Genomic DNA, 22,650 nt, shown 5'->3' on the forward strand with positions numbered 1-22,650 from the left:
CAGGATCAGGGCAGCGCTGTTCTGCTGCAAGTGAAGTCATGGATGCAGCTTAAATTCTGGCAAACGCTGTCTTGACGGATGGGTCCACTTTACAGACCATGTCTGATTTTGCCCTGTGATACCATCTGGTTAACTTGAGGCAAACAATGCAACCGTTACCGAAAACAATAGCGAATTCCCTGATCCAGGAATTGGTCGAGAAAGTATCTCGGAGCCGATATTTCTTGGAGGAAGATTTTGCGTGGCATCAGATGGTGCGAAAAGCTCGTCCTTTGCAGAGCGAGCGGCGCTATCAGTGGGATGGTGTGATGGGGCTTCTCTACACGTATGTGATGAGATTCGATGAGGCGGAAGCATGTCTTAGAAATAGCCTCGCACTGCATGGCTCCGATGTGCCTGTGCTTAATTTGATGCAAGGCCTCATCGAGGCTGGGAGGTTCGTGAAAGCGCAGGAGCATTTTTCCTCTTATGGGCGGCCGAATCGAGGATCATTTACGATCCTGTTGCCGCTAGCATTGGAGTGTTGTGCATTTAGAGTTCTTAGCTCCTACATTGATGAGGCTGAGAAAATGAATCTCGAGATTCCTGATATTCACACTCCGCTGCGATCAGTTATTAGGCTTTTAGATCAGCATGGCATTTCCGATCAGGATATTGCTGCGCACATGGAGGCCGCAGCTGAAGTGCTCAGAAGGCGCCGTATCAGAGTTGTTCTGAAGCGCTCCCTGGCGGGCAGTGAGCAGGCCCCTGAACTGTTTACGATATGTTTTGTCGCGCCGCTTGAGCCTGCAGAGATTTTTAAAATGAATATCGAACTAGCTGAGCTTGAGGATGAGTTGCAGATCAAGAAGAGTTTAGTTTTCGATGTAGCTTTTGTGCAGGCCAATCAGTCAGATGTCTACACCGATGGTAGTGCTGTCAGTTTTGCTGAAGAAGAATAAAGATGCCGGTAAAGCCAAATGAAAGTCTGGTGGTAGCCCAGAACCTACGAATCGCAGAGGATAATGAAGCTGGTCGCCGTGGAGTGGCTAGCCGTGCCTATTACGCAGCCTTTCATGCAGCTTACTCTTATCATCTGTGCCTCAAGGTTCCAGGTTCGGTAGGGGCAGCGCGCGGGCGGCACGAGCAGTTGCTTGCGCAGCTCGCCATGCCAATGGTTCCGAAAACAGATCCCAATTACGGGATATCTAAAGGACTTGCAAAGTCTCTCCGATTGGCATACGCCCATCGAATTACTGCCGACTACTCACCCGATGAAATTTTTCCTGCTAGCTTTGCGGATGATGCTTTGGGTGCGGCTGTGATTGTTGTTACCGAATCTTTTCGGGCTATAGAACAAGAGCAGAAGCGAACTCGTACCATGGGTTGACCTGGCTTGTTATGGGCTCCGGTAGAGGCATGCGTGGCGCATGTATGCATCTTTTGATGTTATATGATGCAAATATGCAACATTTTTATGTCACCTACTTAATGCGAAACGGTAGATAACGGACAAATCCCGCCCCGTTTTCTAATCTACTATTTACGTTTGATTTTCTGCCCAAGCGTTGTGCATATAAGAATGTGCAGATGAGCTGTCTCAAGTACAGAACGATACCGCTTCTTGCACTCTGGCGTTCTGTCCAGATAAGTCTTGATACGAGCACCAAAGTGGTCCTCGATTTCCAACTCGTTCGCCCCTGCTTCATACATCCTTTTGGCACATAAATTTGCGATTACCTGTGGAAGATCACCGATAGGCTCGCCTCGTTCCGCCGATGACGCGAGCGAAGTGAGCAGAACAAGATAACACTTTGCGATCTGCTCGATGGTTGCGCTCATCATGTTGTTCCAGGCATCGGGAGTCTAGATCCACATACGGCTATCGCATTACTGGTTATGTGATCCCGTCAAAAAAAGCCCCGCGCGAGGCGGGGTAAATTGCCGGTGGAATATCAGCACCGGCAAGGGGATCTGGATGGGTAGTTCCTACCGCGGCAGTCCTGCCGGATGCGGAGTGATATCGATACTGCGTCGTACCGCACCTGCAGCCGCCGCGGTAGCGCGGCTCACGTCATTGCCGCTGAGCTTGAAGATGCCGACGGTCTCCTGCAGGCGGCTAGATTGTTCCTGCAGTGATTGGGCGGCAGCGGCGGCTTCTTCTACCAAGGCTGCGTTCTGCTGGGTCACTTCGTCCATTTGCACGATGGCTTGATTGATCTGCTCGATGCCATCGCTCTGTTCGCCGCTGGCGGCGGTGATTTCAGCGACGACATCGGTGACGCGTTTGACGCTGGCGACCACCTCGTGCATGGTCGCGCCGGCCTGTTCCACCAGTCGACTGCCGCTTTCTACACGCTCGACCGAGGTATCGATCAAAGCTTTGATTTCCTTGGCGGCGGCAGCACTGCGCTGCGCCAAGGTACGCACTTCGGAGGCCACCACGGCAAAGCCGCGTCCCTGTTCTCCAGCTCGTGCTGCTTCTACTGCAGCATTCAGGGCCAGTATATTGGTCTGGAAGGCGATGCCATCGATGACGGTGATGATATCCACGATCTTGCGCGAGGCATCATTGATCTGGCCCATGGTCTGAACAACTTCGCCCACCACGTTGCCTCCTTGCACAGCCACCTGCGAGGCGCTCTCAGCTAGCGTATTGGCCTGACGGGCGTTGTCAGCATTCTGCTTGACGGTGGAAGTCAGTTCCTCCATGGCCGAGGCGGTCTCTTCCAGCGCTCCAGCTTGCTGCTCAGTCCTCGAGGACAGATCAAGGTTGCCCGTGGCGATCTGGCTCGACGCCGTGGCAATCGTGTCGGTACCGATGCGTACCTCGCTGACGATACGATGCAGATTCTCGTTCATGATCTTAAGCGAAGAAAGCAACGCACCCGTTTCATCCCGGGATGTCGCCGCGATCTGCACCGTGAGGTCGCCCGAAGCAACGGCGCTCGCCACTTCAACGGCTTCATTCAGGGGACGGGTGATAGAACGTGTGATTAGCATGGCGCACGCAACCGAGAGCAAAATGGCGACGCTTGAGAGCGCGACCATCAGATTGACGGCATCGGCCGACGCTGCATCACTTTTGGCCACGCTCTTGTCCATTAGCGACACTTGAAAAGCCGTCATCTCCTTCAGTGCGGCGAAGAACTTGTCTTGCGCAGGAATGACTTCCTTGAAGAGGTACTCTGAGGCCTCAGCCTTTTTCTGGAGTCGGATCATTTCGAGCACGTTATCCCGCGGCTTGGCATATTCTGCGCGCGCGTCCCTGATATTCTTAAATAACTCACTGCCCTTCGGCGTATTGATGCGCTTTTCGAGATCAGCCAAGTGCTGTGTCACGTCGCGGGTATTGCTGATAGCGCGCTCGAGGTACTTATCTATCGTTGCCTGGTCAGGGGCAATGATGGCATTGCGAATCGCTCGAGCGGCGGTGTTGACCTTCTCATTGGCCTGGTTGACCAGCGCGACTTTGACGTAGCGATCATTGACGATTTCATCGGTTGCATCGCTGACGGCCCACAGGTTCTTCACACCGATGCCGGCGATCACGCACATCACCAGGATCAGCGTAGCGAAGCACGCGCCAAGTCTCACGCTAATTTTGATATCGGTCATCTTCATAATGCCCCCTTAAATTGCCTCTTCCACGAGGCCTGATTAGCCATTCGCATCTGATTCAGATGCATCGTCGTTGATCATGCAGGGAAACTATAAGACAAAAAAATATTTAATTCACGTTATTTGATTTGTTTGTTGTATTTTGGGTTTTTGCCTCGCAAAATGCTTGGCTAATATGAAACGTTCTAGTGAGGAGATGTGCGGAATGCATTGAAAATGCTGGTTTTTCCACATATTTTTCCATTGCGCCTCGCCAGTTATTTGTCGACGAGGTTTCTAATAGTATCGATCGGCAATGGTTTTTAGTAAGAAAAAGCGGCTGAATATTTGTTTTTAAATATTGAATTTGTTATATTTGTTGCGCGCCCGGGTCGTGATCCGAAGCCTAGTTTGATACGAAGACGCGTGCTATTTGTGAGGTTGTCTAAACGGTAAATGCGATTGGGAATGGCTGCTTTGCAAATCCAACGTGCGTCACCATGCTTTGGTGATGAGGAATGCATCCGCTCCAGATTGTCTTCGGGGGCGTTAGTTCAGCCAGAAGCGGACGTTCAGAAAAATTATTCAGGTAATTCTGAAAGGTAGATAACGGACAAATCCCGCCCCCGCAACCAAATGCTTTAAGGCGAAAGCCTTGCAGATAAAGGCCTCTAACGTGACAGCGTTAGAGGCCTTTTGCTTTTGCGTAACCTTGTTCAGCCGTTGACCACGCGCAAGATCGTCATCCCCTTCTGCGTGAGCTCGACCTTGTTGGCCTGGTCGACCAGGCGCTCGACCGTTCCAGTCGCATAGAGCTCGGGCATGCTCTTGCTGGCATGGCCCAGCAATAGTGCCCGGTCTTCCTCGGAGACGCCGGCGGCGCGCAGGCGGGTGCCATACGTGTGCCGCAGGTCATGCACGCGCACTTGCGGCCCAGCTTGCCGAAGCGCTGCTCCCCATCCCACTGCAGGCCGCATGTGGCATCGTCCCGAATGCCCGCGTTGATTGCGAACTGCGCCCTGCGCTACAGGTGATGTGCCAACTGGATGAGCTGGCGCGAGTTCTTCTTTTCCAGCATTTCGATCAGTGGTGCCGACGCCAGCCACGGCGTACCACCATCGTTGCGCCAGAAGCGGGCCGCCCGAGTCAGGATATCCGGCACCACCTTCAGCCTGTAGTGCACCGTCGCCGGGTTGTGGTTCGCGGAATCCCCATGGCGGATGACGCGCGGCCGGATATTCATTGGCGACTCTCCTGCATCAGCGCTGTCGTCATCACGCCCACCTAGTACTACGGGCATCTCTGCCGATGAGTATCCGTGCTTGATGGCGCTGGCTGATGAGGAAATCGATAATTTGCGAAAAGCTCTCTGACCATAAGAATTGCCATATACTCACAAAAATTTACAAGAAAGGCTGGGAATGAATCCAATCGCATCAATCAAGGCTCGCGTAGGTTATTTCATAGACAAACGTCGGGTGGTGGAAACGCCCGGTGGGAAGCAGAGAGAGTTTCTTGATAAGGCTTTCTCTGTTTTTTATCCCTCGTCATGGAATTATTGGTCTCACCCGAATCTGACCTACAGTGCTGCGAATGGATTCCCGTCGCAAATTTTGGCGCTTTCGTCGACCATTTTGGCAGAAGCGGATCAAGTGCCTGTGGCCGCTCCGGAGTTCGGTCAAGGAGTAGACGACAGCAAGCTTGGCATTCTGCTGGATGAACATGGGTCTGATAAATACAATCACGACTACACGAAAGTCTACGCGCGCCTGTTTCATGAGATGGGTCAAGGCGCTGCGCTATCGATTCTTGAGGTCGGTCTTGGCACCAACGATCCAGACTTCATTTCATCGATGACGGCCGCAGGAAAACCAGGGGCATCTGTGCGCGCCTTTAGGGACTACCTGCCCAATGCCTCCGTGTATGGTGCGGACCTCGACGATAAGATCCTGTTCTCGGAAGATCGGATCAAAACTTCCAGAGTGGACCAGACGGATCCGATCAGCTTTGAAAAAATGTGGGATAACTTCGGACGTCCTGCTCTTGACCTGGTTATTGACGATGGGCTCCATTCCACGGAGGCCAATATCAATACATTCCACTTCGCCACCAAGGCACTCAAGTCCGGCGGCTATATGGTTGTAGAGGATATCCCGGAGCGCACGATTCCCGTCTGGCAGTTGTTGAGCCGAATCTTGGGAGATAAAAAAGGAACGCTGGTCAAGGCAAATTACGCATATATGTACGTGTGGAAAAAGCCGTGAAGTAACTCAAAAACAAGCCGCCCAGTGCGGCTTTTTTTCTGCCCGCCCAGCGCGGGCTTTTTCATTTTGGGCTCAATGTCAGAACCAACAACCAGCGCGGTAACGGGATGCGCTGCTTCAAGAGCCGCAGGTAGACACATGGATATGCAGCCTGCCTGGGTGAGGCAGCAGTGGGCAGAAAGCCATCGAATCAAACGGCTGTTGGCGAGCATTGGGATGTGATGCGCCCCGCAGGTTCGTTCGCCGCCGCATTTTTTGCGGTGATTGTTTCAATTGTCGTTGGCGTTGCTGCTTATCACTATCTGGAGGCGCCCATGCTCAATGCCTGCAGAGCCTGGTTGCGCCGGGGACGCGGAGATGACTCCAGCAATGCAGAAACGCGGGTAGCGCGCTGACCTCATGCATTGGCAAACTGCGAGAATCTTTAACGTCTTCTCTCCCAGGCCCTGTCTACGGCTATCATCGCGGACCGAGATTTTCAATGCGTACCTGCGCGGGCAGTAACCTCCTGATGCCGTCGGCTCACTGCTTCGAGGAAGCTTCGACAAGCTCATCAATTCATCGATTCATCTTTGCCTGGCAGCACGGGCGCACGCCGTCCAGGGTTTTTTTCGCTCCAAGCGTTGCCTGCTCCGCAAGCAGTCTGTCGATGCTTGTCCTATCGTGCAATCCGGCGCGGGGTGGACAGTGCCGCATCAGTGTAGTTCAATCGATTTATGCCAGGTCAAACGGGCGTGCTACGGCTGAGCTTTACTCCCGCTTGCTTTTCTTTCCGTGCACTAAAAGCGGATTATTGCCAACAAAAAACAAATTCGCCCGCTTCCATACGGAATTTGCCTTTATACTTTTTAGCCTTTGCTTAACAAGAGGCTACTATCCATTACTTACGTATCGCGCTCGCACGCAGAGTAGTGTTGAGGAATGCTGCGTTCAATTATGGCGGCATCATTTGGCGAGCCGGCCTGAGCATTCTGCTGATACCGCTCTACGTGCGTTACCTGCCGGACGGGCAGTGGGGCATGGTCGCTTTTTGCATGGCTCTTCAGGGCGTGTTGACATTGTTTGACGCCGGGCTTGCTCTGATCCTTCCCAGAGATATTGCACGTGCCGGTGCTTCGAAGACGTGTCTGACTTTGATCTTCGCGAAGTTTTCGCGTCTCTATTTTTGCCTGGCAGCGTTCGCGCTTTGTATGGGGCAGTTGCTTGTTCCCTGGCTTGCGGCGCATTGGTTGAAAGTGGGAAATATCGCGCCGGTAGATCTGTCACTGGCGCTGAGACTGGCTTTCGTATTGTTCTTTTTTTAGTTCTGGAATACCGTTCACCTCGGTTATTGGAACGGCTTGCAAGAACAGCACCGCTCCAATATAAGCCAGATCATCTTCGCCAGCCTCAAACATGGCGGCGCCTTTCTGCTGGTGATTTTCTGGTCCCCCAGCGCAGAGTCTTACCTGATTGCCTTCTCCGCTGTCGCCGCAATTGAATGGTTCATCAATCGCTGGGTGATATTCGCTGGCCTGAGCAAAGGGTCGCTCAAGATATCCTTGGCGGAACTCTATGCGACCGCACGATCGACTGCGACACTTTCCATTGGCGTGCTGTTGGGAATTCTGGTGTCGCAGCTGGACAAGCTGCTTTTGCCCGGTATGGTGCCCATTAGCGACTACGGGCGCTACGCTGCGGTGGCTGGATTGGGACTGGCTTTTCTGCAATTCCAATCACCAGTGCTCAATGCACTTTATCCCCGTATTGCAACCGAACTACCCGCAGGAGAACACAAGTCTTTGCGCACGTTGGTTGTCGCAATCATCGTCACGAATGTATTACCCTGTTTGGTGGCGGCCGCTGGTGCCGAATGGCTGTTGCGGCTGTGGATCAAGGATCCCGCCATCGTGGCCGCAGGAACTATCCCATTGCAGTTGATACTGCTCTCCATCGCAGTCAACGCGGCATACCAGATCTTTTACCAGCAGATACTGGTGCTGGGAGACGGCCGCTATGTCATGTGGATCAACGCCTTCAATGTCATTGGCGTTGCGACGTTCATTGCATTGACGGCACCGCGCCTGGGCATCATCGCAGGTGGTGCCAGCTGGTTGTTCGGCGCGACCTTACAATTGATCGCTGGGATGACATGGGTCTTCATCCGCAAGCCCCGCATGATGGCTGCCATCGCAAACAACTAACATAGTCGAAACGAATGTCCTTCCCGGAACGAAAGTTTGACCAAATTTACTGGCCCACCATCGGCGTATATCTTGTCGCCGGCGTCGCTGCGGCTCTGTTTATCCAGCTCAATTTCCCGAAAGCCCTGCGCTTGGGCCTTGCGGTTACCGATGTTTCTGCATTGGCGCATTCTCTCAGTGAGGTCTACGACCTGAAGACATTCCTGTACATCAAGCGCTACGACCTGGGCGGATTGATGCTGTTATATGCCCCTGCGTATCGCATCAGCCCCTCTTTCTATCCCACCATCAATGCGCTGCTTTTTGCTGGTGCCGCATTGGTCTACAAGCGTCTGATCGTCGATCAGCTTCCGGATACCACAAGTCAAGCCACGGCCATTATTGGGCTTCTCGGCAATCCGTTCTTTCTGCTCAATATGCCTGGCCCCAACAAGGAACTGCCGCTTCTTTTGTTGACCTTGCTGCTGGCATTGCTTCTCGTGGAAAAAGCCACTGGCTGGATATGGAAAAGTGCGCTGGTTGCCATTGCCGCTTTCTTCTTCCGAGACGGCTACGGTGCGCTGCTACTGATGTTCGTTGCCGTGTATTACGTGGTGCAACGGTGGTCGCCACCGGCCTCCATGGGTTGGAGGATGGCAGCGATTTGCCTGGCGATCTCGTTAGGAGTGTCTATCTTCGCGCACGCGCTCGCACCATGGCTGCCGTTCGTGCAACGCAACCTGCATTTTGCTGACCATCTTTCTCCAGATATCGCGGCCGCTGGAGATCATGGCGCTTGGGCTCTGCTCAAGAGCACATTCGTGCCGGTGCAGTGGATGAGGCATCTGGTATTGAACGCGAGCAGTCTGATTCTATTTCCTGCTTTGAGTCACGAGAATGGCTCGGTGTACTGGATCGGCGTGAGTTATGCCATCTTCGGTCACCTGAATCTGGTAGCCTTCCTCTTTGTTGTTTTCACGCTGGGCGCAACTATTCGTCGGCGTCTGAGGCCGGAGCAACAAGCGATGACTTTTGAGCGAACCGAAACACTATCGGCGATGTGGTTGGCTCTGTTCCTGCTGATGACGGCATCCTCCTACACGCAGCCACGATATCAAATGACGATCCTGCCCCTCGGTTTGGCGGGACTTTCGCTTCGATCTACCCCGGCGCGCTGGGCTTTTTTCGGGCTTCCTGCGGTCTTTGCAGCTGGTTTCCTCGCCTGGCGCAATGCGCATGGAATGTCGCCCGCTTCGGTACCCTTCGACGTGTTCCCTGTAAATCCGTATATCGTCCGCTGAAGCCTGCCAAGCCGGATCCCTGCAGAGCCGGCAAATGCATGCGGAGTTCGGGCGGCCAGCAACCCTTTGCGGCCGATCCCGTCATTGCCGCATTGGAGGCGCTCATTCTCTTCGTGATAGCATCCACCACATTCATTCACCCCAACAGAGAGACGCCCATGTCCGAGCAGGAACAAGACCCCTGGATCACCCGCGCCGAAGAACTGAAGACGCAGATGGAATCGCTGCTGGTCGCCCAGCTGGAAGAATATGAAAAGATGACCGCCAAGCTCGAACAGTGGAAGCAGAATCCCGGCGGCTCCTGGCTCACCGAAGCGGACTACCAGCCCTGGCAGGAAGCCCTCAAGAAACTGGAAGCAGCGCAGCGCGAGTTCGATGGCCACATCAGCACGCGTGTGAAGAAATAAGCATCAGCCCGCGCCTGCTGCGCGAGCAAAAAAATATCGCCGTGACCTTTCAAGATCACGGCGATTTTTTTCATGGGTATGCGCAACGGCTAATCGTCTCCGCCAGCCTTCGTTCTGTCCGCTCCCGCATTGTCCTTGCCGGCAGACGCAGGGGATGCACGTCGGCGCCTCCGCTTGCTCCAGCGCCGCGCACGATCCACCACCATCTCCATGTATTGCTGCGCCGTCTCGGGCTTGAGCAGGTATTCCACGGCACCGGCGTCGATCAGTGCCGGCATCTCCGGCGGATAATCACTGTCCGCAAATACGACGATGGGCACTGAACGGGTATCGCGGCCGGCCTTCATGGCCAGGATGAAATCCAGTCCATTGTTTTCCATCATGCCGGGATCCAGGAAGATCATGCCCGGCATCTGCGTCTCCCCATCCTGGCGGCGTGGCAGCAGGCGCTCGATGGCGGCGTCGGCCTCGTCATACCACTGCAAAACACAGTGAAAATTCTGGCGCCACAGCGCAAAGCGCGCCAGTTCCACCGCTTCGCCGTTCGACTCAATCATCAGTATGATCGGCGGCTTCATGGTCTTGTCCTTCTCTTGTAGTGACCCTGATCACCATTCCTGTGCCGCGGGAATCCATGCTGGCCTCTGCGGGCGCTTCTCCTGGCACAAAACTTCAACTGCAGTCTGACAAAAATGGGTGGAAACTCATAGCAGGATTTTCCTGATAGGGGACGGTTCGACGTTTTTACGCAAGCGTTTGCCCCTTTTCAAGTGGCATTGAGGGTAAATTGCCGTCCCTCGGGTAGCGGGGCTTGGCCGTCAACATCCTTCGTCCACGCAACCGGGCGATGCATTGCGGTGTAAGCTAAGGCCTTCTTGTGCGCGGTTGCCCCATCCTTGCTGAATATCATTCCCATTTGGTGAGAGGGGTGCAGCCGAAGCAAACGGCTGTAGCCGCGCCGCAATGGACCAGCCGGCTGGCATCCCAGCAGGCACCGGCCGTGGCACGCGGCTTGCTGCACTTCTGAGGGAACACGCAAGCCATACGTCCTGTTGACGGCTGGCCCGCGTTCCGGATTTGAACAGGCAAACCATCATCATGAATGCATCACTGAACGCAGCCGCCGTGGAACCGACCCCGGCGACGCTGGATATCCTCAAGACCCTCATCGGTTTCAACACCATCAGCCGCGAATCCAACCTGGGCCTCGTCGAATGGGTGCGCGACTACCTTGAGCGCCACGGCGCCACCACGCGCCTGACCTACGACGCCGAGCGGCGCAAGGCCAATCTCTTCGCCACCCTCGGGGATGCCGGCCCTGGCCGCTACGGCACGGTCTTCTCGGGCCACACCGATGTGGTGCCCGTCAAAGGCCAGAACTGGGACACCGACCCCTTCGTCGCCCAGGTGGCCGATGGCAAATTGTTCGGTCGCGGTGCTTGCGACATGAAGGGTTTCATCGCGGTCTGCCTGGCGCGGCTGCCTTTCATCGCACAGGACCGCTTGCATACGCCGCTGCACTTTTCTTTCTCGTATGATGAAGAAGTCGGCTGCCTGGGCGTGCGCGAACTGCTGGCCGACCTGCAGCAGAACGACATCAAGCCCACCGGCGTCATCATCGGCGAGCCCACCATGATGCAGCCCGTGATCGCGCACAAGGGCAAGCGCTCCTATCGTTGTTCGGTGCATGGCCATGCGGCGCATTCTTCGTGTCCGCACCTGGGCATCAACAGCATCGACTACGCCGCCATGATGCAGCTGAAGATCCGCGAGATCGCCTTGCGCGTGCGACATTCCGAAGTGCAGGACTACGACTTCGATGTGCCGTATTCCTCCATCGTCACCACGCTCTCCAACGGCGGCAATGCCCCCAACATCATCCCGGACAAGGCCGAGTTCGTCTTCGAGCATCGCTTCCTGCCGGGCATCGATCCGGCCGAGGTCTTCGAGGAGGTGAAGCGTTATGCAGAACAGGAAGTGCTGCCGCAAATGCAGATCGAAGGCGCGCAAGGGCGCATCGAATTCGAGACCCTCACCGCCTATCCCGGCATGAGCACGGCAGCCGATGATCCGCTGGTGACGTCGGCATTGCGTATCCTGGGCAGTGAACGCGCACGCAAGGTTGGCTTCGGCACCGAAGGCGGTTTGTTCGGCCAGGCCGGCATGCCGGCAGTGATTTGCGGGCCGGGCGACATCGTCCATGCGCACAAGCCCAACGAGTTCGTGACCCTGGAGCAACTGGCCCGATGTGAAAGTTTCTTCGACAACTTCATCGCTTCGGCGCATCTGAAGGCAGCTTGACTCCCAAGGTTGCAGCCCCCGGATGAACAAAGGCGCTTGCCCGTGAGGGGCAAGCGCCTTTTTGCCGGAGCGGGGGGAGGGATCAGGCAGGAGCGCGCACGCGCTTGTCCAGCGAGGCCGACAGGGCGACCGTGGCCAATCCCAGCAGCGCGAAGAACGAGCCGATCAGCGGCAGGTCGGTCAGCGGCAGGCCAGCCGAGATCGCCAGTCCGCCGACCCACGCGCCGGTGGCATTGCCCAGGTTGAAGGCACCCTGGTTGAGGGTCGAGGCGAGGTTGGGCGCGCCGCGCGCAGTATCGAGCACGCGGATCTGTGCGCCCGGCACCACCGCAAAGGCGAACGCACCCCAAGCGAACATGGTCACCAGCGTCGGCCACTTGTAGTGGCTGGTGAAGGAGAACAGCCCCAGCACGACGGCGATGCACAGGAACACGCCGCACATGACCGGCATCAGCTTCCAATCCGCCAGCTTGCCGCCGACCAGTCCGCCGACCGTGATGCCGGCACCGAAGAGCAGCAGCACCCAGCTCTCTTGCTGGGTGCTGAAGCCGGTCACGTCCAGCAGGATGTAGGCGATGTAGGTGATCACGCTGAACATGCTGATCGAGGCCAGTGTCGAGGTCAGCAGCGAGAGCTGTACACGGGTATCGATGATGGACCGGAACTCCTGGAAGATATCGCCCATCTGCATGGGGATCTTCTTGGGCAGCATGGTCCACAGCATGATGGCGGCCAGCACGCCGATACCGGTCACCACGCCGAAGGTGGAGCGCCATCCGGCGGCATGGCCGAAGGCGGTGCCCAGGGGCACGCCGAGGATGTTGGCCACGGTCAGTCCGGTGAACATCAGCGCCACCGCTTGCGCGCGCTTTTGCGGCGCGACCAGTTCGGCCGCCACGACCGAACCGATGCCGAAGAAGGCCGCATGGCAGAAAGCGGTGACAACGCGTGCCACCATCAGGAAGACATAATTGGGGGCCACCGCGCACAGCACATTGCCCAGGATGAACAGGCACATCAGTCCCACCAGGGCCTGCTTGCGCGGCCACTTGGCGGTGAGGATGGCGAGGATGGGGGCACCTGCGGCCACGCCCAGGGCATAGCCCGAGACCAGCATGCCGGCTGCCGGCGCGCTCACGTCCAGATCGCGCGCGACGTCGGGCAGCAAGCCCATGATGACGAATTCAGTGGTACCGATGCCAAAGGCGGCAACGGCGAGGGCAAACAGGGGCCAGTTCATGCGCAGTCCAGGTGGAGGGTGGAGGGGAGGCTGCGCGGTCAGGCAAGACCGCGCAAAGCCGCCAGTTTACCGCCGGACGCAATCGGCTGCAGGACTCAGGCCGGGTCCGCCGCCAGCGGACGGCCGAACCAGCTCTTCAGGAACGACATCAGCGCCCCGTAGGCCGGCAGGAAGAACAGCAGGCTGATGGCGATCTTGAAGCCGTAGTCGACCAGCGCAATCTCCACCCAGTGCGTGGCCATGAAAGGATCGCTGCTGCGCCAGAAGGCGATGGAGAAGAAGGCCAGGGTGTCGCTGGCATTGCCGAAGATCATCGATACCGAGGGCGCCAGCCACCAGTGGCGCGCAGCGCGCAGGCGATTGAAGACCTGCACGTCCAGCACCTGCCCCAGCACATAGGCCATGAAGCTGGCCGCCGCGATGCGCGCCACGAAGACATTGAAATGCGCCAGCGCGCCAAAGCCCTGCCACTGCCCCATGTAGAACAGCGCCGAGACGGCGTAGGAGATGAACAGGGCCGGCAGCATCACCGCGAAGATGATGCGGCGGGCCAGCGGCGCGCCGAAGAAACGTACCGTCAGGTCGGTGGCCAGGAAGATGAAGGGGAAGCTGAAAGCACCCCAGGTGGTATGCAGTCCGAAAATGGACACCGGCAATTGCACCAGGTAATTGCTGGAGGTGATCACCAGCAGGTGGAACAGCGAAAGCCAGGCCAGCAGCGCGGCATGGCGGCGCAGGTCGAGAGTGGTCATATGAACCTTTTTGATGAATGGGGGCGAGGGAACCCATGAACATATCCAGCCGCAGGGAAGACGGTCGCAGCGGCCGGCGAGAGGGGCAGCATTTTAACATAGGCCGGCCCTGCAGCCTGTTCGGGCGGCGGAACCGGCGTTCGATGGAGCGGGCCGTTGAGGTACACTCTTGCGCTTTTGGGCAGGCGCAATGAAGAGCAAGAACGCAACCCTGGTCGGATTGAGCGCGGTGGTACTGTGGAGTGCCATCGTGGGCCTGATCCGTGGCGTGAGCGAGCATCTCGGAGCCACCGGCGGGGCGGCGGCCATTTACACGGTGGCTTCGCTGATCCTGCTGGTGTCGGTGGGATTCCCGCGCCTGGCGAGTTTCCCGCGCAGGTATCTGCTATGGGGCAGCGTGCTGTTCGTGGCTTATGAATTGTGCCTGTCGCTCTCGATCGGTTATGCCCATACCGGCCGCCAGGCCATCGAAGTCGGCATGGTCAATTACCTCTGGCCGACCTTCACCCTGGTGGCGGCCATCCTCTTCGGAGGCCAGCGCGCCACGCTGCTGGTGGTGCCAGGCTTCATCCTTTCCATGCTGGGCATCTGCTGGGTGCTCGGGGGCGACCAGGGGCTGGATCCTTCCGGCATGCTGGCCAATATCCGTGACAATCCGCTGAGCTACGGCCTGGCCTTCATCGGGGCCTTGATCTGGGCGGCCTACTGCACCGTGACTACCCGCATCGCCCAAGGCCAGAACGGGGTGACGCCTTTCTTCATGCTGGTGGCATTGGCATTGTGGGTGAAGGTGCTGCTGGGCGGGCATGTGGCTGAACTATCCTTCAGTGTGCCCGCACTGGTCTACCTGGTGCTGGCTGCGGCGGCGATGGGGCTGGGCTATGCGGCCTGGAACGTGGGCATCCTGCATGGCAATGTGACAGTGCTGGCCGGTGCCTCGTATTTCATCCCGGTCTTTTCTTCGGCCTTGTCGGCCTTGCTGCTACGTGCGCCGCTGCCCACCTCGTTCTGGGTGGGCGCTGCGCTGGTGTGCGCCGGGTCGATCCTGTGCTGGCGGGCTACCCGCAGCCTGGATTTGTCAAAAGAACCTGCAGCGCGGGCGGCACGTCCCGAAGGCCCACCTCAGAACCAATAGATCACGCTGTTGCGCCTCCAGCACCGGCAGCCGGCCATTACAGTGCTTGGTGACAATCTTCCCGTGAAATATAATGCGTCGGCTCTTGCTTGTTACTTTGATCATGTTGCCGGTGAATCCGGTATCTCTTCAATAAGGTGGAATTTGTGCAGATCGTGATTCCGATGTCAGGTTTTGGCGAGCGTTTTCGCCGAGCTGGTTATGCCGTGCCCAAACCACTGATTGAAATAGACGGGAAACCAATCATCGCGCATGTCCTTGACATGTTTCCAGGCGAAGCCGACGTCATCTTTGTTTGCAATCAAGAGCACCTCGACGAGCCGAGCTACCGAATGGCCGAGATTCTGGCAAGCTATTGTCCGGGCGGACGTGTGGTGGGCATTCCCCCGCACAAACTGGGACCTGTCAATGCCGTTCTTCAGGTGACCGATCTACTCGATCTGAGTGCGCCGGTGGTAGTCAACTACTGTGATTTCACGTGCTACTGGGATTGGGCCCACTTCAAGGACTTCGTGCGTCTGTCTGATTGCGCCGGCGCTATTCCGGCCTACAAGGGGTTTCATCCGCATTCGCTGGGCAGCACGAATTACGCCTATATGCGTGAGCATCATGGCTGGGTCCAGGCGATACAGGAAAAGCAACCCTACACGGATAACAGGATGGAGGAGTATGCTTCCAGTGGGACCTATTATTTCGCCTCAGCCCAGTTGATGCACGATGCGCTGCGCAACGCGATGGCGCAGGATCTCCACGTTGGCGGCGAATTCTACGTTAGTCTGGCTTATCGGCCGTTACTGGCCGAAGGCAAAAAAGTCGCCGTTTATCCCTTGCAGCATTTCATGCAATGGGGAACCCCGGAAGATGTCCGGGAATATAGGGTTTGGTCATCGGCTTTCCGTCAGTTGGCTACACCAATGCCTGCTCCGGCGCGGCCCGTGGGGAGCGTGATTGTCCCTATGGCAGGCCTGGGTCAGCGGTTTTTCAATGAGGGATACGAAGTTACCAAGCCGCTGATACAGGTGTCAGGGGCCTCCATGGTGTTGCAAGCTACGCATGATCTGCCTTCCGCCGAACGGTATGTTTTCGTTCTCCGGTCCGACATGCCAGGCCATCAGGCGGTGTCTGCCGAACTGAAAAAGACTTATCCCTCTGCACTCATCGAGACGATCTCAGGTGTAACCGAAGGACAGGCATGTACTGCCCTGATTGGCCTGGATGCCCTGCAGGCCGATATCGGCACGATCGAAGGACCGGTGACGGTCGGCACCTGCGACAACGGTGCACTCTATGATGCCAGGGCTTACGAACAGTTACTGGATGATCAAGAGGTTGATGTCATCGTATGGGGCGTGCGAGCTTATCCGAACGCAATTCGCCATCCGCACATGTTTGGCTGGATCGATGAGGACCAAGGGAAAGTTCGAGTAATCTCGGTCAAGAAGCCGTTAGCTGATCCCGCTGCCGACCCTATCGTGCTGGGCGCATTCACGTTCCGGCGTGCCGAGGATTTTCGCGCCGTCGTGCAGCGATTGATTGCCCGGGACGGCCGTATCAATGGCGAGTTTTACATCGACTCCTGCATCAACGATGCGATTGAGATGGGGCTGTCTTGCCGTCTGTTCGAGGTCGATAGTTATTTGTGCTGGGGGACACCAAACGACCTCCGCACCTTCGAATATTGGCAGTCATGTTTCCATAAATGGGCGTCTCATCCTTATCGGATAGAGCTTGATGCCCGAGTTCCGCCTGAGAAGGTGCAAGTGCTTCGCCAGCGTTGCCAGGCGTTCCTGCCCACGCTGCCTGATTCTCATCAGGTTCAATCGTGAGCAAGGATATCTGTCGTTTTTTATTGGCAGGTGTCCTTTCCAATGTCGTCAACTTTGTTTGCTACCAGTTCCTTCATTCGCTGGGAGTGTCTTTGTTTCTGGCATCTGCAGTCGCTTATGTCGCGGGATTGTGGGCCTCATATCATCTGGGCCGTGTGTGGGTTTTCGGTGTCAGGTTCGCGATGACGCGACAAAACAAGATCAGATTCCTGCTGGTGTATGCCATTGGCGGATTGGGGATGAGTCTGATTGTCGAGGTTGCGGCAAATATCCTTGGGTGGGACAACAAGCTATGTTGGTTATTGGGCGCCGCTTTCGCTGCGATCAACAACTTCATCGGCCAAAAAAAATTTGTATTCAATGAGATGGGGAAATAAATGGCAACGCAGTTCGGCTTTCTCTCAAAACTCGAGTTCTTGCAAGATTGGGCATCAGTCCTGCTTGCGGGTCTCAATCCCGCCATCATCCACAATCTGGAGAAGTATCACGTCTTGAAGAAGGTGCATTATCTTTCTTCCGTCGAAGACGTCTCCGGCGACTACCTGGAGTTCGGAGTGTTTACCGGCAGTTCGTTTTGCCACTCCATCCGATGCTGTCGAAAACTGGCGTATCTGAACAAGAAAAACCTGAATACCAAGTTCTATGGGTTTGACTCGTTTTCAGGTTTCGGCACTTTATCTGACGACGATAAACATCCTTTCTACACGGATGAGAATTTTGAGACCAGTTTGAAAGCGGTCGAGCAGCGCGCAAAGCGTGCAGCAAAGAATGACATCGAGTTCAAGCTGGTCCCCGGATTCTTCAATGAATCACTGAAGGGTGGTGCGCTTGAATTTGGAATCGAAAGATCGCGCATTATTTTCATCGATAGCGATACGTATTCCAGTGCCAACGACGCACTGACCTTCTGCGCTCCTACCGTTCAGGAAGGCACGTTCATCGTATTGGATGATTATTTTTCCTATCGTGGGAGCGAGTCCCGTGGTGTCGCGCGAGCTTTTAATGAGTTTGTCGCACAATGCAATATCAAGGTACGTCAGGTCTTTAGCTATGGCATGGGCGGCGTGGTCTACATTGTTTCAGAGAAGAAGCAATGAAGTTTTCGCTGATCATTCCTTGCTACAACGAAGCGAAAAATCTTCCCTTGTTATTGGAACGGTGCAAGATGCTGGGCGCCAATGGAAAGGGAGAAATTATCCTGGTTGACAATGGATCGACGGACGAAACTCCACAGCTCTTGCAGCAGCTGCTTCCCCAGTATCCCGGGTGCCGATCGGTGCGTGTGGAGCAGAATCAGGGCTATGGCTTCGGTATCGTGTCGGGGTTGCGTAGCGCCAAGGGCGATGTACTTGCCTGGACGCACGCCGATATGCAGACTGACCCCCAGGATTTGCTGAAGGGACTTCCATTTTTCGATACCCATGGCGATGATGTGTTCGTAAAAGGTCGCCGTTACGGGCGGCCGCTGTCGGACGTTTTTTTTACCGTCGGCATGAGTCTGTTCGAGAGTCTGTTGATGGCGCGTCCGATGTGGGATATTAACGCTCAACCGACGATGTTCTCGCGCAAGTTCTTTGAGAGCTGGCAGACGCCCCCGAACGATTTTTCCCTTGATCTCTACGCATATTATTTGGCTCGCAGGCAAAATCTTGTCGTTCATCGTTTCCCCGTGAAATTTGGCGAGAGGGCATTTGGCATGTCGCATTGGAATGTCGACTGGAAAGCGAAGTGGCGGTTTATCCGCCGAACTGTGGCGTTCAGTCTCCAATTAAGAAAGAAGGTCTAGTCATGAAGATCATCAGCCATCGCCGCAACCTGATTGAACAATTGCAGCAGACCGACCCAAGATATGGTGTGGAGGTCGATATTCGGAGCCGATGTGATGCGCTCATCATTCATCACGATCCATTCGTTGAGGGCCCGTTGTTCGAGGAGTGGCTACAAGCTTATCGCCATGGCACCCTGATTCTCAATGTGAAAGAAGAGGGGTTGGAGGAGCGACTGCTGGCATTGATGGCTGCATATGGGATTACCGATTTTTTCTTTCTCGATCAATCATTCCCGTTCCTCGTCAAGAGCGTCAGGGCTGGCGAGCGCCGTTGTGCGGTGCGGGTCTCCGAATTCGAATCGATTGAAACTGCCCTGTCCCTGGCCGGGAAGGTGGACTGGGTCTGGGTCGATTGCTTTACTCGTTTCCCCTTGGATGCAGCGGCTGCCAGTCGTCTGCACAATGCCGGCTTCAAGCTCTGCCTGGTCTCACCGGAATTGCAGGGGCGCGATGCCGAAACTGGAATCGCTCAATTGCGCCTGCTGCTTGAGGAGGCGCACATCGAGGCAGATGCCGTCTGCACGAAACGCCCCGATCTTTGGGAACATTGAACGACCGCGCAATGAAAAAGTTATGTCTGCACCCGCTGTTTTCAGTGGGCCTGATGATTCGCCTGCTGCTCATCGCAAGCATGATGCCTGTCGCTGCGGGTGACTGGTATGTGCCGTTTCTCGACGTGAGCGTGTCCTCGTTCGTGCTTGATCCGTGGTCAACTTGGATTTCCAGCGGTGGTACGCCAGTGGCTTTCCCCTATGGTTTTGCCATGTGGCTGATGTTTCTGCCATTGACGCTGGTGGCTAAATTGCTGGGAACGTCGCTGCAATACGGCTATGCCCTCACGCTGCTGGGAGTGGACGTGGGCTTGCTCTACGTGCTCCATCGACTATTGCCAGGACGCCGACGATTGCTGTTGATCGCATATTGGCTTTCGCCGTTCGTTATTGTCGCAAGCTATGTGCTGGGAATGAACGACCTGGTGCCCGCGCTGCTTCTTGCCTGGTCGATGTGGAATGTGCGCAAGGTCAGGCTGGGTGTCGCAGGGTTCTTGCTGGTGGCCGCCATCTCAGCCAAATTGAGTATGGTGGTCGCATTTCCTTTCTACGTCATCTACTTCTTCAATAACAAGTCCCTACGGCAATATGTCGTGAGGTTCATGGCGGGATGCTTGGCCTGTGCTGCCATCTTCCTTGTTCCATTCGCGTTTTCGGTCTCTGGACTTCAGATGTTGTTCGGCACCCGGAAATGGAAAAGATTTATCAGGTTGTGGTTGATACAGGTGGGGGCTGGGTCATTTATCCGGTGCCGTTGACCTATGTGCTCATGCTGTATCTCGCTTGGCGGGTGCGTCGCCTGAATTTTGATCTGTTTCAGGCGATAACGGGGATGGCGTTTTTGCTGATTGTCCTGATGTTGCCTGCATCGCCGGGCTGGTTTGTCTGGAGCGTTCCTTTTCTCGTGTTGTATCAGGCCATGAGCGGGCGAATGGCGGTCTTCCTTGCGGCGATGTTTTCCGGCCTCTATGTGCTGGGAACGCTCCTCAACAGTCAGATTCGGCTCATCAATGGGCTCGGATTTTCTCCCCGCGAAGTCTTGCACCTCAATCCGCTGATCGAAGGACGAGTTACGTCTTTGCTACATACGACAATGATCGCAATTGGGGTATTGCTGGCTCTTCGCATCTGGCGGGAGGGTATCCGTCGGAATGATTTTTTCCGGCAGAGCCGCAAGCCGTTTGTGATCGGCGTCGCCGGCGATTCAGGTGCCGGCAAAGACACTTTTGCCAATGCTATCAGCGGACTTTTCGGCGCGCACTCGGTGGCCAAGATGTCCGGCGACGATTACCACTTCTGGGACCGGCAGAAGCCGATGTGGCACGTCCTGACACACCTCAATCCAATGGCTAACGATCTGGAGAGGTTCAGTAGCGATTTGATTTCGTTGGCGGATGGCAAGTCCATTCAGTCTCGGCATTACGATCATCACACCGGTAAAATGAGCAAGCCGATACGGATTGCCAGTAACGATTTCATCATTGCCAGTGGTTTGCATGCGCTCTATTTGCCAATCTTGCGCAACTGCTGCAGCTTGAAGATCTACTTGGACATCGATGAGGGATTGCGTCGATATTTCAAGATAAAACGTGACGTAAGCGAGCGCGGGCATTCCCTGGAGCGGGTGCTCAGTTCTTTTGAGAAGCGACAGCCTGATTCTGAGCGCTTCATCAAACCGCAGGCAAACCATGCGGATTTGGTATTTTCGTTGCAGCCTATCCATCCCAGGATGCTGGAGAACTTGAGCGACCATCACCATCTTCGTTTGAAGCTTGTGGTGCAAACGCGTCGCGGATTCAATGAGTTATCGCTCAATCGCATCTTGCTGGGCGTATGCGGACTTCAGGTTGATATGGGGGTCAGCAGTGACGGCGGCGAAGTACGCATGACGATCGAGGGGGATACATCGGCCTCCGACATCAATATGGCTGCGCAAATGCTGTATCCGCAGATGCTGGAATTTCTCGACACGAAGCCGGAGTGGCAGGACGGCATGATGGGGCTGATGCAGTTGATCACTCTGTCGCATATCAGCCAGGAACAGACCAAGCGATTTATCTAATGAAGATCAATAATCAGGTGCGATTTGCGCGTTTGCCTGACGCGATACTTTTCGATACCGACAACACACTGTATCCCTATGATCCCGCGCATTTGGCTGCTCAGTCGGCCGTGCGAGAGAAAGTGGTCACCACCTTTTCCATATCGGAAAGGGATTTCGACCGGGCATTCGAGAATGCCCGGGCACAAGTGAAGGCACGGCTGAAGCATACGGCTTCGTCACACAGCCGCTTGCTTTACATGCAGCGCATGCTGGAGCTGATGGGCCTGGGGTCGCAGGTGTTGCTGGCGCTGGACTTTGAGCAGACGTATTGGCGTACTTTTCTCGCCAATGCCGTTCTGTTCGACGACATCAAGGAACTGCTCGACGATATTCGTCTATTGGGTATTCCCACTGCGATCGTGACTGATCTGACGGCGCAGATTCAATTCAGGAAGGTGGTCTATTTCGGATTGGATCAGTCATTTGACTATATCGTTACCAGCGAGGAAGCCGGTTTTGACAAGCCGCACGCCGCGCCGTTTGAAATCGCCATGGAGAAACTGCAACCCAAGGGCGATTGCATCTGGATGATAGGTGACAATCCGGTCAACGATATCCGTGGTGCCCGTGAAAAAATCAATGCTGTGACACTACAGAAAATCCATTCGGGGGTTGAGCTCGGCGCCGGGGACAGCATGCCGGATGCCACATTTGGCGAATTTTCTGAGCTGAGAAAACTGATCAGCAAACTGGGGAGTCGTTGATGCAAGCAGAGCTGGCGGTGGCCGGGAGCGTAAAAGCCTATTGCGCGCGCATTGGTGCTGATGCCTTGTTGGTGCAGGGAGCCGGTGGAAATGCCTCATGGAAGACGCCGGACACCTTGTGGGTGAAGGCATCGGGGACTTGGCTTGCGGATGCGCTGACCAAGGAGATTTTCGTACCAGTGGACCTGCGGCACCTGCGGCAGGCAATTGAGGCGCAGCGCTTTGATGAAGTGCCGCAAGTGCAGGGCGCGTCGACACTCAGACCATCCATCGAGACGATGCTGCATGCCCTGCTGCCGCATAAGGTGGTGCTGCATGCCCATGCGGTGGAGTTGCTCGTGCACCTTGTGCAGGCAGATGCGAAGGCGGTCTTGCAGCAAGTGCTGGGTGATCGCGTGCGTTGGGTAAAGTGGACCCCGAATTTGAGACACTGATTTAAGCTGTCGTCCTGGAAGGGATGACGAGAATGAGTGAAGCAAAGAAGAAGCGAAATAGC

At 55.7% G+C, this 22,650-nt stretch carries 25 protein-coding genes; 18 read left to right on the plus strand and 7 right to left on the minus strand.

Annotation, left to right across the window (positions count from 1 at the left end; all coding sequences use genetic code 11):
- Positions 1-146: 146 nt before the first annotated feature.
- Positions 147-941, plus strand: a complete 795-nt coding sequence (locus CEJ45_RS23810) for a hypothetical protein (protein ID WP_088757468.1) — start codon at positions 147-149, stop codon at positions 939-941.
- 2 nt (positions 942-943) lie between these two features.
- On the plus strand, positions 944-1,369 hold the full coding sequence (locus CEJ45_RS24695; RefSeq protein WP_141107052.1) for a hypothetical protein: 426 nt from the start codon (positions 944-946) through the stop codon (positions 1,367-1,369).
- 149 nt (positions 1,370-1,518) lie between these two features.
- Here the strand turns inward: CEJ45_RS24695 and CEJ45_RS23815 are convergent, their stop codons facing one another.
- From CEJ45_RS23815 to CEJ45_RS23830, 4 genes are all read right to left on the minus strand, one after another.
- Positions 1,519-1,821 (minus strand): hypothetical protein, encoded by a 303-nt coding sequence (locus CEJ45_RS23815; protein WP_141107053.1) that lies wholly within the window; start codon positions 1,819-1,821, stop codon positions 1,519-1,521.
- A 147-nt stretch (positions 1,822-1,968) separates the two neighbouring features.
- Positions 1,969-3,603, minus strand: a complete 1,635-nt coding sequence (locus CEJ45_RS23820; protein WP_088757470.1) for a methyl-accepting chemotaxis protein — start codon at positions 3,601-3,603, stop codon at positions 1,969-1,971.
- Between the two features lie 692 nt (positions 3,604-4,295).
- Positions 4,296-4,499 carry a hypothetical protein gene (locus CEJ45_RS23825; RefSeq protein ID WP_158214941.1) on the minus strand — a complete coding sequence of 68 codons (204 nt, stop codon included), beginning with the start codon at positions 4,497-4,499 and terminating at the stop codon, positions 4,296-4,298.
- 104 nt (positions 4,500-4,603) lie between these two features.
- Positions 4,604-4,822 carry a hypothetical protein gene (locus tag CEJ45_RS23830; protein ID WP_088757472.1) on the minus strand — a complete coding sequence of 73 codons (219 nt, stop codon included), beginning with the start codon at positions 4,820-4,822 and terminating at the stop codon, positions 4,604-4,606.
- A gap of 178 nt (positions 4,823-5,000) precedes the next feature.
- Here CEJ45_RS23830 and CEJ45_RS23835 point away from each other — a divergent pair, with 178 nt between their 5' ends.
- The 5 genes from CEJ45_RS23835 (at position 5,001) to CEJ45_RS23855 (ending at position 9,713) form a co-directional block, all read left to right on the plus strand.
- The gene (locus tag CEJ45_RS23835; RefSeq protein WP_088757473.1) at positions 5,001-5,843 is read left to right on the plus strand and encodes a class I SAM-dependent methyltransferase; all 843 of its coding nucleotides are present in this window, start codon (positions 5,001-5,003) and stop codon (positions 5,841-5,843) included.
- A 911-nt stretch (positions 5,844-6,754) separates the two neighbouring features.
- Positions 6,755-7,147 (plus strand): MATE family efflux transporter, encoded by a 393-nt coding sequence (locus tag CEJ45_RS23840; protein WP_158214942.1) that lies wholly within the window; start codon positions 6,755-6,757, stop codon positions 7,145-7,147.
- A 36-nt stretch (positions 7,148-7,183) separates the two neighbouring features.
- The gene (locus tag CEJ45_RS23845; RefSeq protein ID WP_088757475.1) at positions 7,184-8,026 is read left to right on the plus strand and encodes a lipopolysaccharide biosynthesis protein; all 843 of its coding nucleotides are present in this window, start codon (positions 7,184-7,186) and stop codon (positions 8,024-8,026) included.
- A 14-nt stretch (positions 8,027-8,040) separates the two neighbouring features.
- The gene (locus tag CEJ45_RS23850; protein WP_088757476.1) at positions 8,041-9,306 is read left to right on the plus strand and encodes a hypothetical protein; all 1,266 of its coding nucleotides are present in this window, start codon (positions 8,041-8,043) and stop codon (positions 9,304-9,306) included.
- 158 nt (positions 9,307-9,464) lie between these two features.
- Positions 9,465-9,713 carry a hypothetical protein gene (locus CEJ45_RS23855; protein WP_088757477.1) on the plus strand — a complete coding sequence of 83 codons (249 nt, stop codon included), beginning with the start codon at positions 9,465-9,467 and terminating at the stop codon, positions 9,711-9,713.
- A gap of 89 nt (positions 9,714-9,802) precedes the next feature.
- On the opposite strand, the gene CEJ45_RS23860 is transcribed toward CEJ45_RS23855, so the two are convergent.
- Positions 9,803-10,291, minus strand: coding sequence for a response regulator (locus CEJ45_RS23860; RefSeq protein WP_088757478.1), 489 nt, complete (start codon positions 10,289-10,291; stop codon positions 9,803-9,805).
- 520 nt (positions 10,292-10,811) lie between these two features.
- Between CEJ45_RS23860 and argE the strand changes: the two genes are divergently transcribed.
- Positions 10,812-12,014 (plus strand): acetylornithine deacetylase, encoded by a 1,203-nt coding sequence (gene argE / locus CEJ45_RS23865; RefSeq protein WP_088757479.1) that lies wholly within the window; start codon positions 10,812-10,814, stop codon positions 12,012-12,014.
- Between the two features lie 82 nt (positions 12,015-12,096).
- On the opposite strand, the gene CEJ45_RS23870 is transcribed toward argE, so the two are convergent.
- Positions 12,097-13,254, minus strand: coding sequence for an MFS transporter (locus CEJ45_RS23870; protein WP_088757480.1), 1,158 nt, complete (start codon positions 13,252-13,254; stop codon positions 12,097-12,099).
- Between the two features lie 95 nt (positions 13,255-13,349).
- Complete coding sequence (locus CEJ45_RS23875; RefSeq protein ID WP_088757481.1) at positions 13,350-14,006, minus strand: 7-cyano-7-deazaguanine/7-aminomethyl-7-deazaguanine transporter; 657 nt, start codon at positions 14,004-14,006, stop codon at positions 13,350-13,352.
- Between the two features lie 190 nt (positions 14,007-14,196).
- Here CEJ45_RS23875 and yddG point away from each other — a divergent pair, with 190 nt between their 5' ends.
- From yddG to CEJ45_RS23920, 10 genes are all read left to right on the plus strand, one after another.
- The gene (gene yddG, locus CEJ45_RS23880) at positions 14,197-15,141 is read left to right on the plus strand and encodes an aromatic amino acid DMT transporter YddG (protein WP_088757482.1); all 945 of its coding nucleotides are present in this window, start codon (positions 14,197-14,199) and stop codon (positions 15,139-15,141) included.
- Between the two features lie 146 nt (positions 15,142-15,287).
- Positions 15,288-16,967: an NTP transferase domain-containing protein gene (locus CEJ45_RS23885; protein ID WP_088757489.1), complete on the plus strand. Its 1,680-nt coding sequence runs from the start codon at positions 15,288-15,290 to the stop codon at positions 16,965-16,967.
- Entirely contained in the window at positions 16,964-17,344 is a 381-nt protein-coding gene (locus tag CEJ45_RS23890) for a GtrA family protein (RefSeq protein WP_158214943.1), read from the plus strand. Before CEJ45_RS23885 ends, CEJ45_RS23890 begins: the two co-directional genes overlap by 4 nt.
- Entirely contained in the window at positions 17,345-18,064 is a 720-nt protein-coding gene (locus CEJ45_RS23895) for a TylF/MycF/NovP-related O-methyltransferase (protein WP_088757484.1), read from the plus strand.
- A complete protein-coding gene (locus CEJ45_RS23900) occupies positions 18,061-18,753 on the plus strand; it encodes a glycosyltransferase family 2 protein (RefSeq protein WP_088757485.1) in 693 nt (230 codons plus the stop codon). The genes CEJ45_RS23895 and CEJ45_RS23900 overlap by 4 nt, the downstream gene beginning before the upstream one ends.
- 2 nt (positions 18,754-18,755) lie before the next feature.
- A complete protein-coding gene (locus CEJ45_RS23905) occupies positions 18,756-19,346 on the plus strand; it encodes a phosphatidylinositol-specific phospholipase C/glycerophosphodiester phosphodiesterase family protein (RefSeq protein ID WP_088757486.1) in 591 nt (196 codons plus the stop codon).
- Between the two features lie 11 nt (positions 19,347-19,357).
- A complete protein-coding gene (locus CEJ45_RS25030; protein ID WP_206601764.1) occupies positions 19,358-20,104 on the plus strand; it encodes a hypothetical protein in 747 nt (248 codons plus the stop codon).
- Positions 20,038-21,408, plus strand: a complete 1,371-nt coding sequence (locus CEJ45_RS23910) for a hypothetical protein (RefSeq protein WP_206601765.1) — start codon at positions 20,038-20,040, stop codon at positions 21,406-21,408. The genes CEJ45_RS25030 and CEJ45_RS23910 overlap by 67 nt, the downstream gene beginning before the upstream one ends.
- Entirely contained in the window at positions 21,408-22,154 is a 747-nt protein-coding gene (locus CEJ45_RS23915) for an HAD family hydrolase (RefSeq protein WP_088757487.1), read from the plus strand. Before CEJ45_RS23910 ends, CEJ45_RS23915 begins: the two co-directional genes overlap by 1 nt.
- Complete coding sequence (locus tag CEJ45_RS23920; RefSeq protein ID WP_088757488.1) at positions 22,154-22,588, plus strand: class II aldolase/adducin family protein; 435 nt, start codon at positions 22,154-22,156, stop codon at positions 22,586-22,588. The genes CEJ45_RS23915 and CEJ45_RS23920 overlap by 1 nt, the downstream gene beginning before the upstream one ends.
- Positions 22,589-22,650: the final 62 nt, after the last annotated feature.

Source organism: Herbaspirillum aquaticum, from assembly GCF_002213425.1.
GTDB lineage: Bacteria > Pseudomonadota > Gammaproteobacteria > Burkholderiales > Burkholderiaceae_D > Herbaspirillum > Herbaspirillum aquaticum.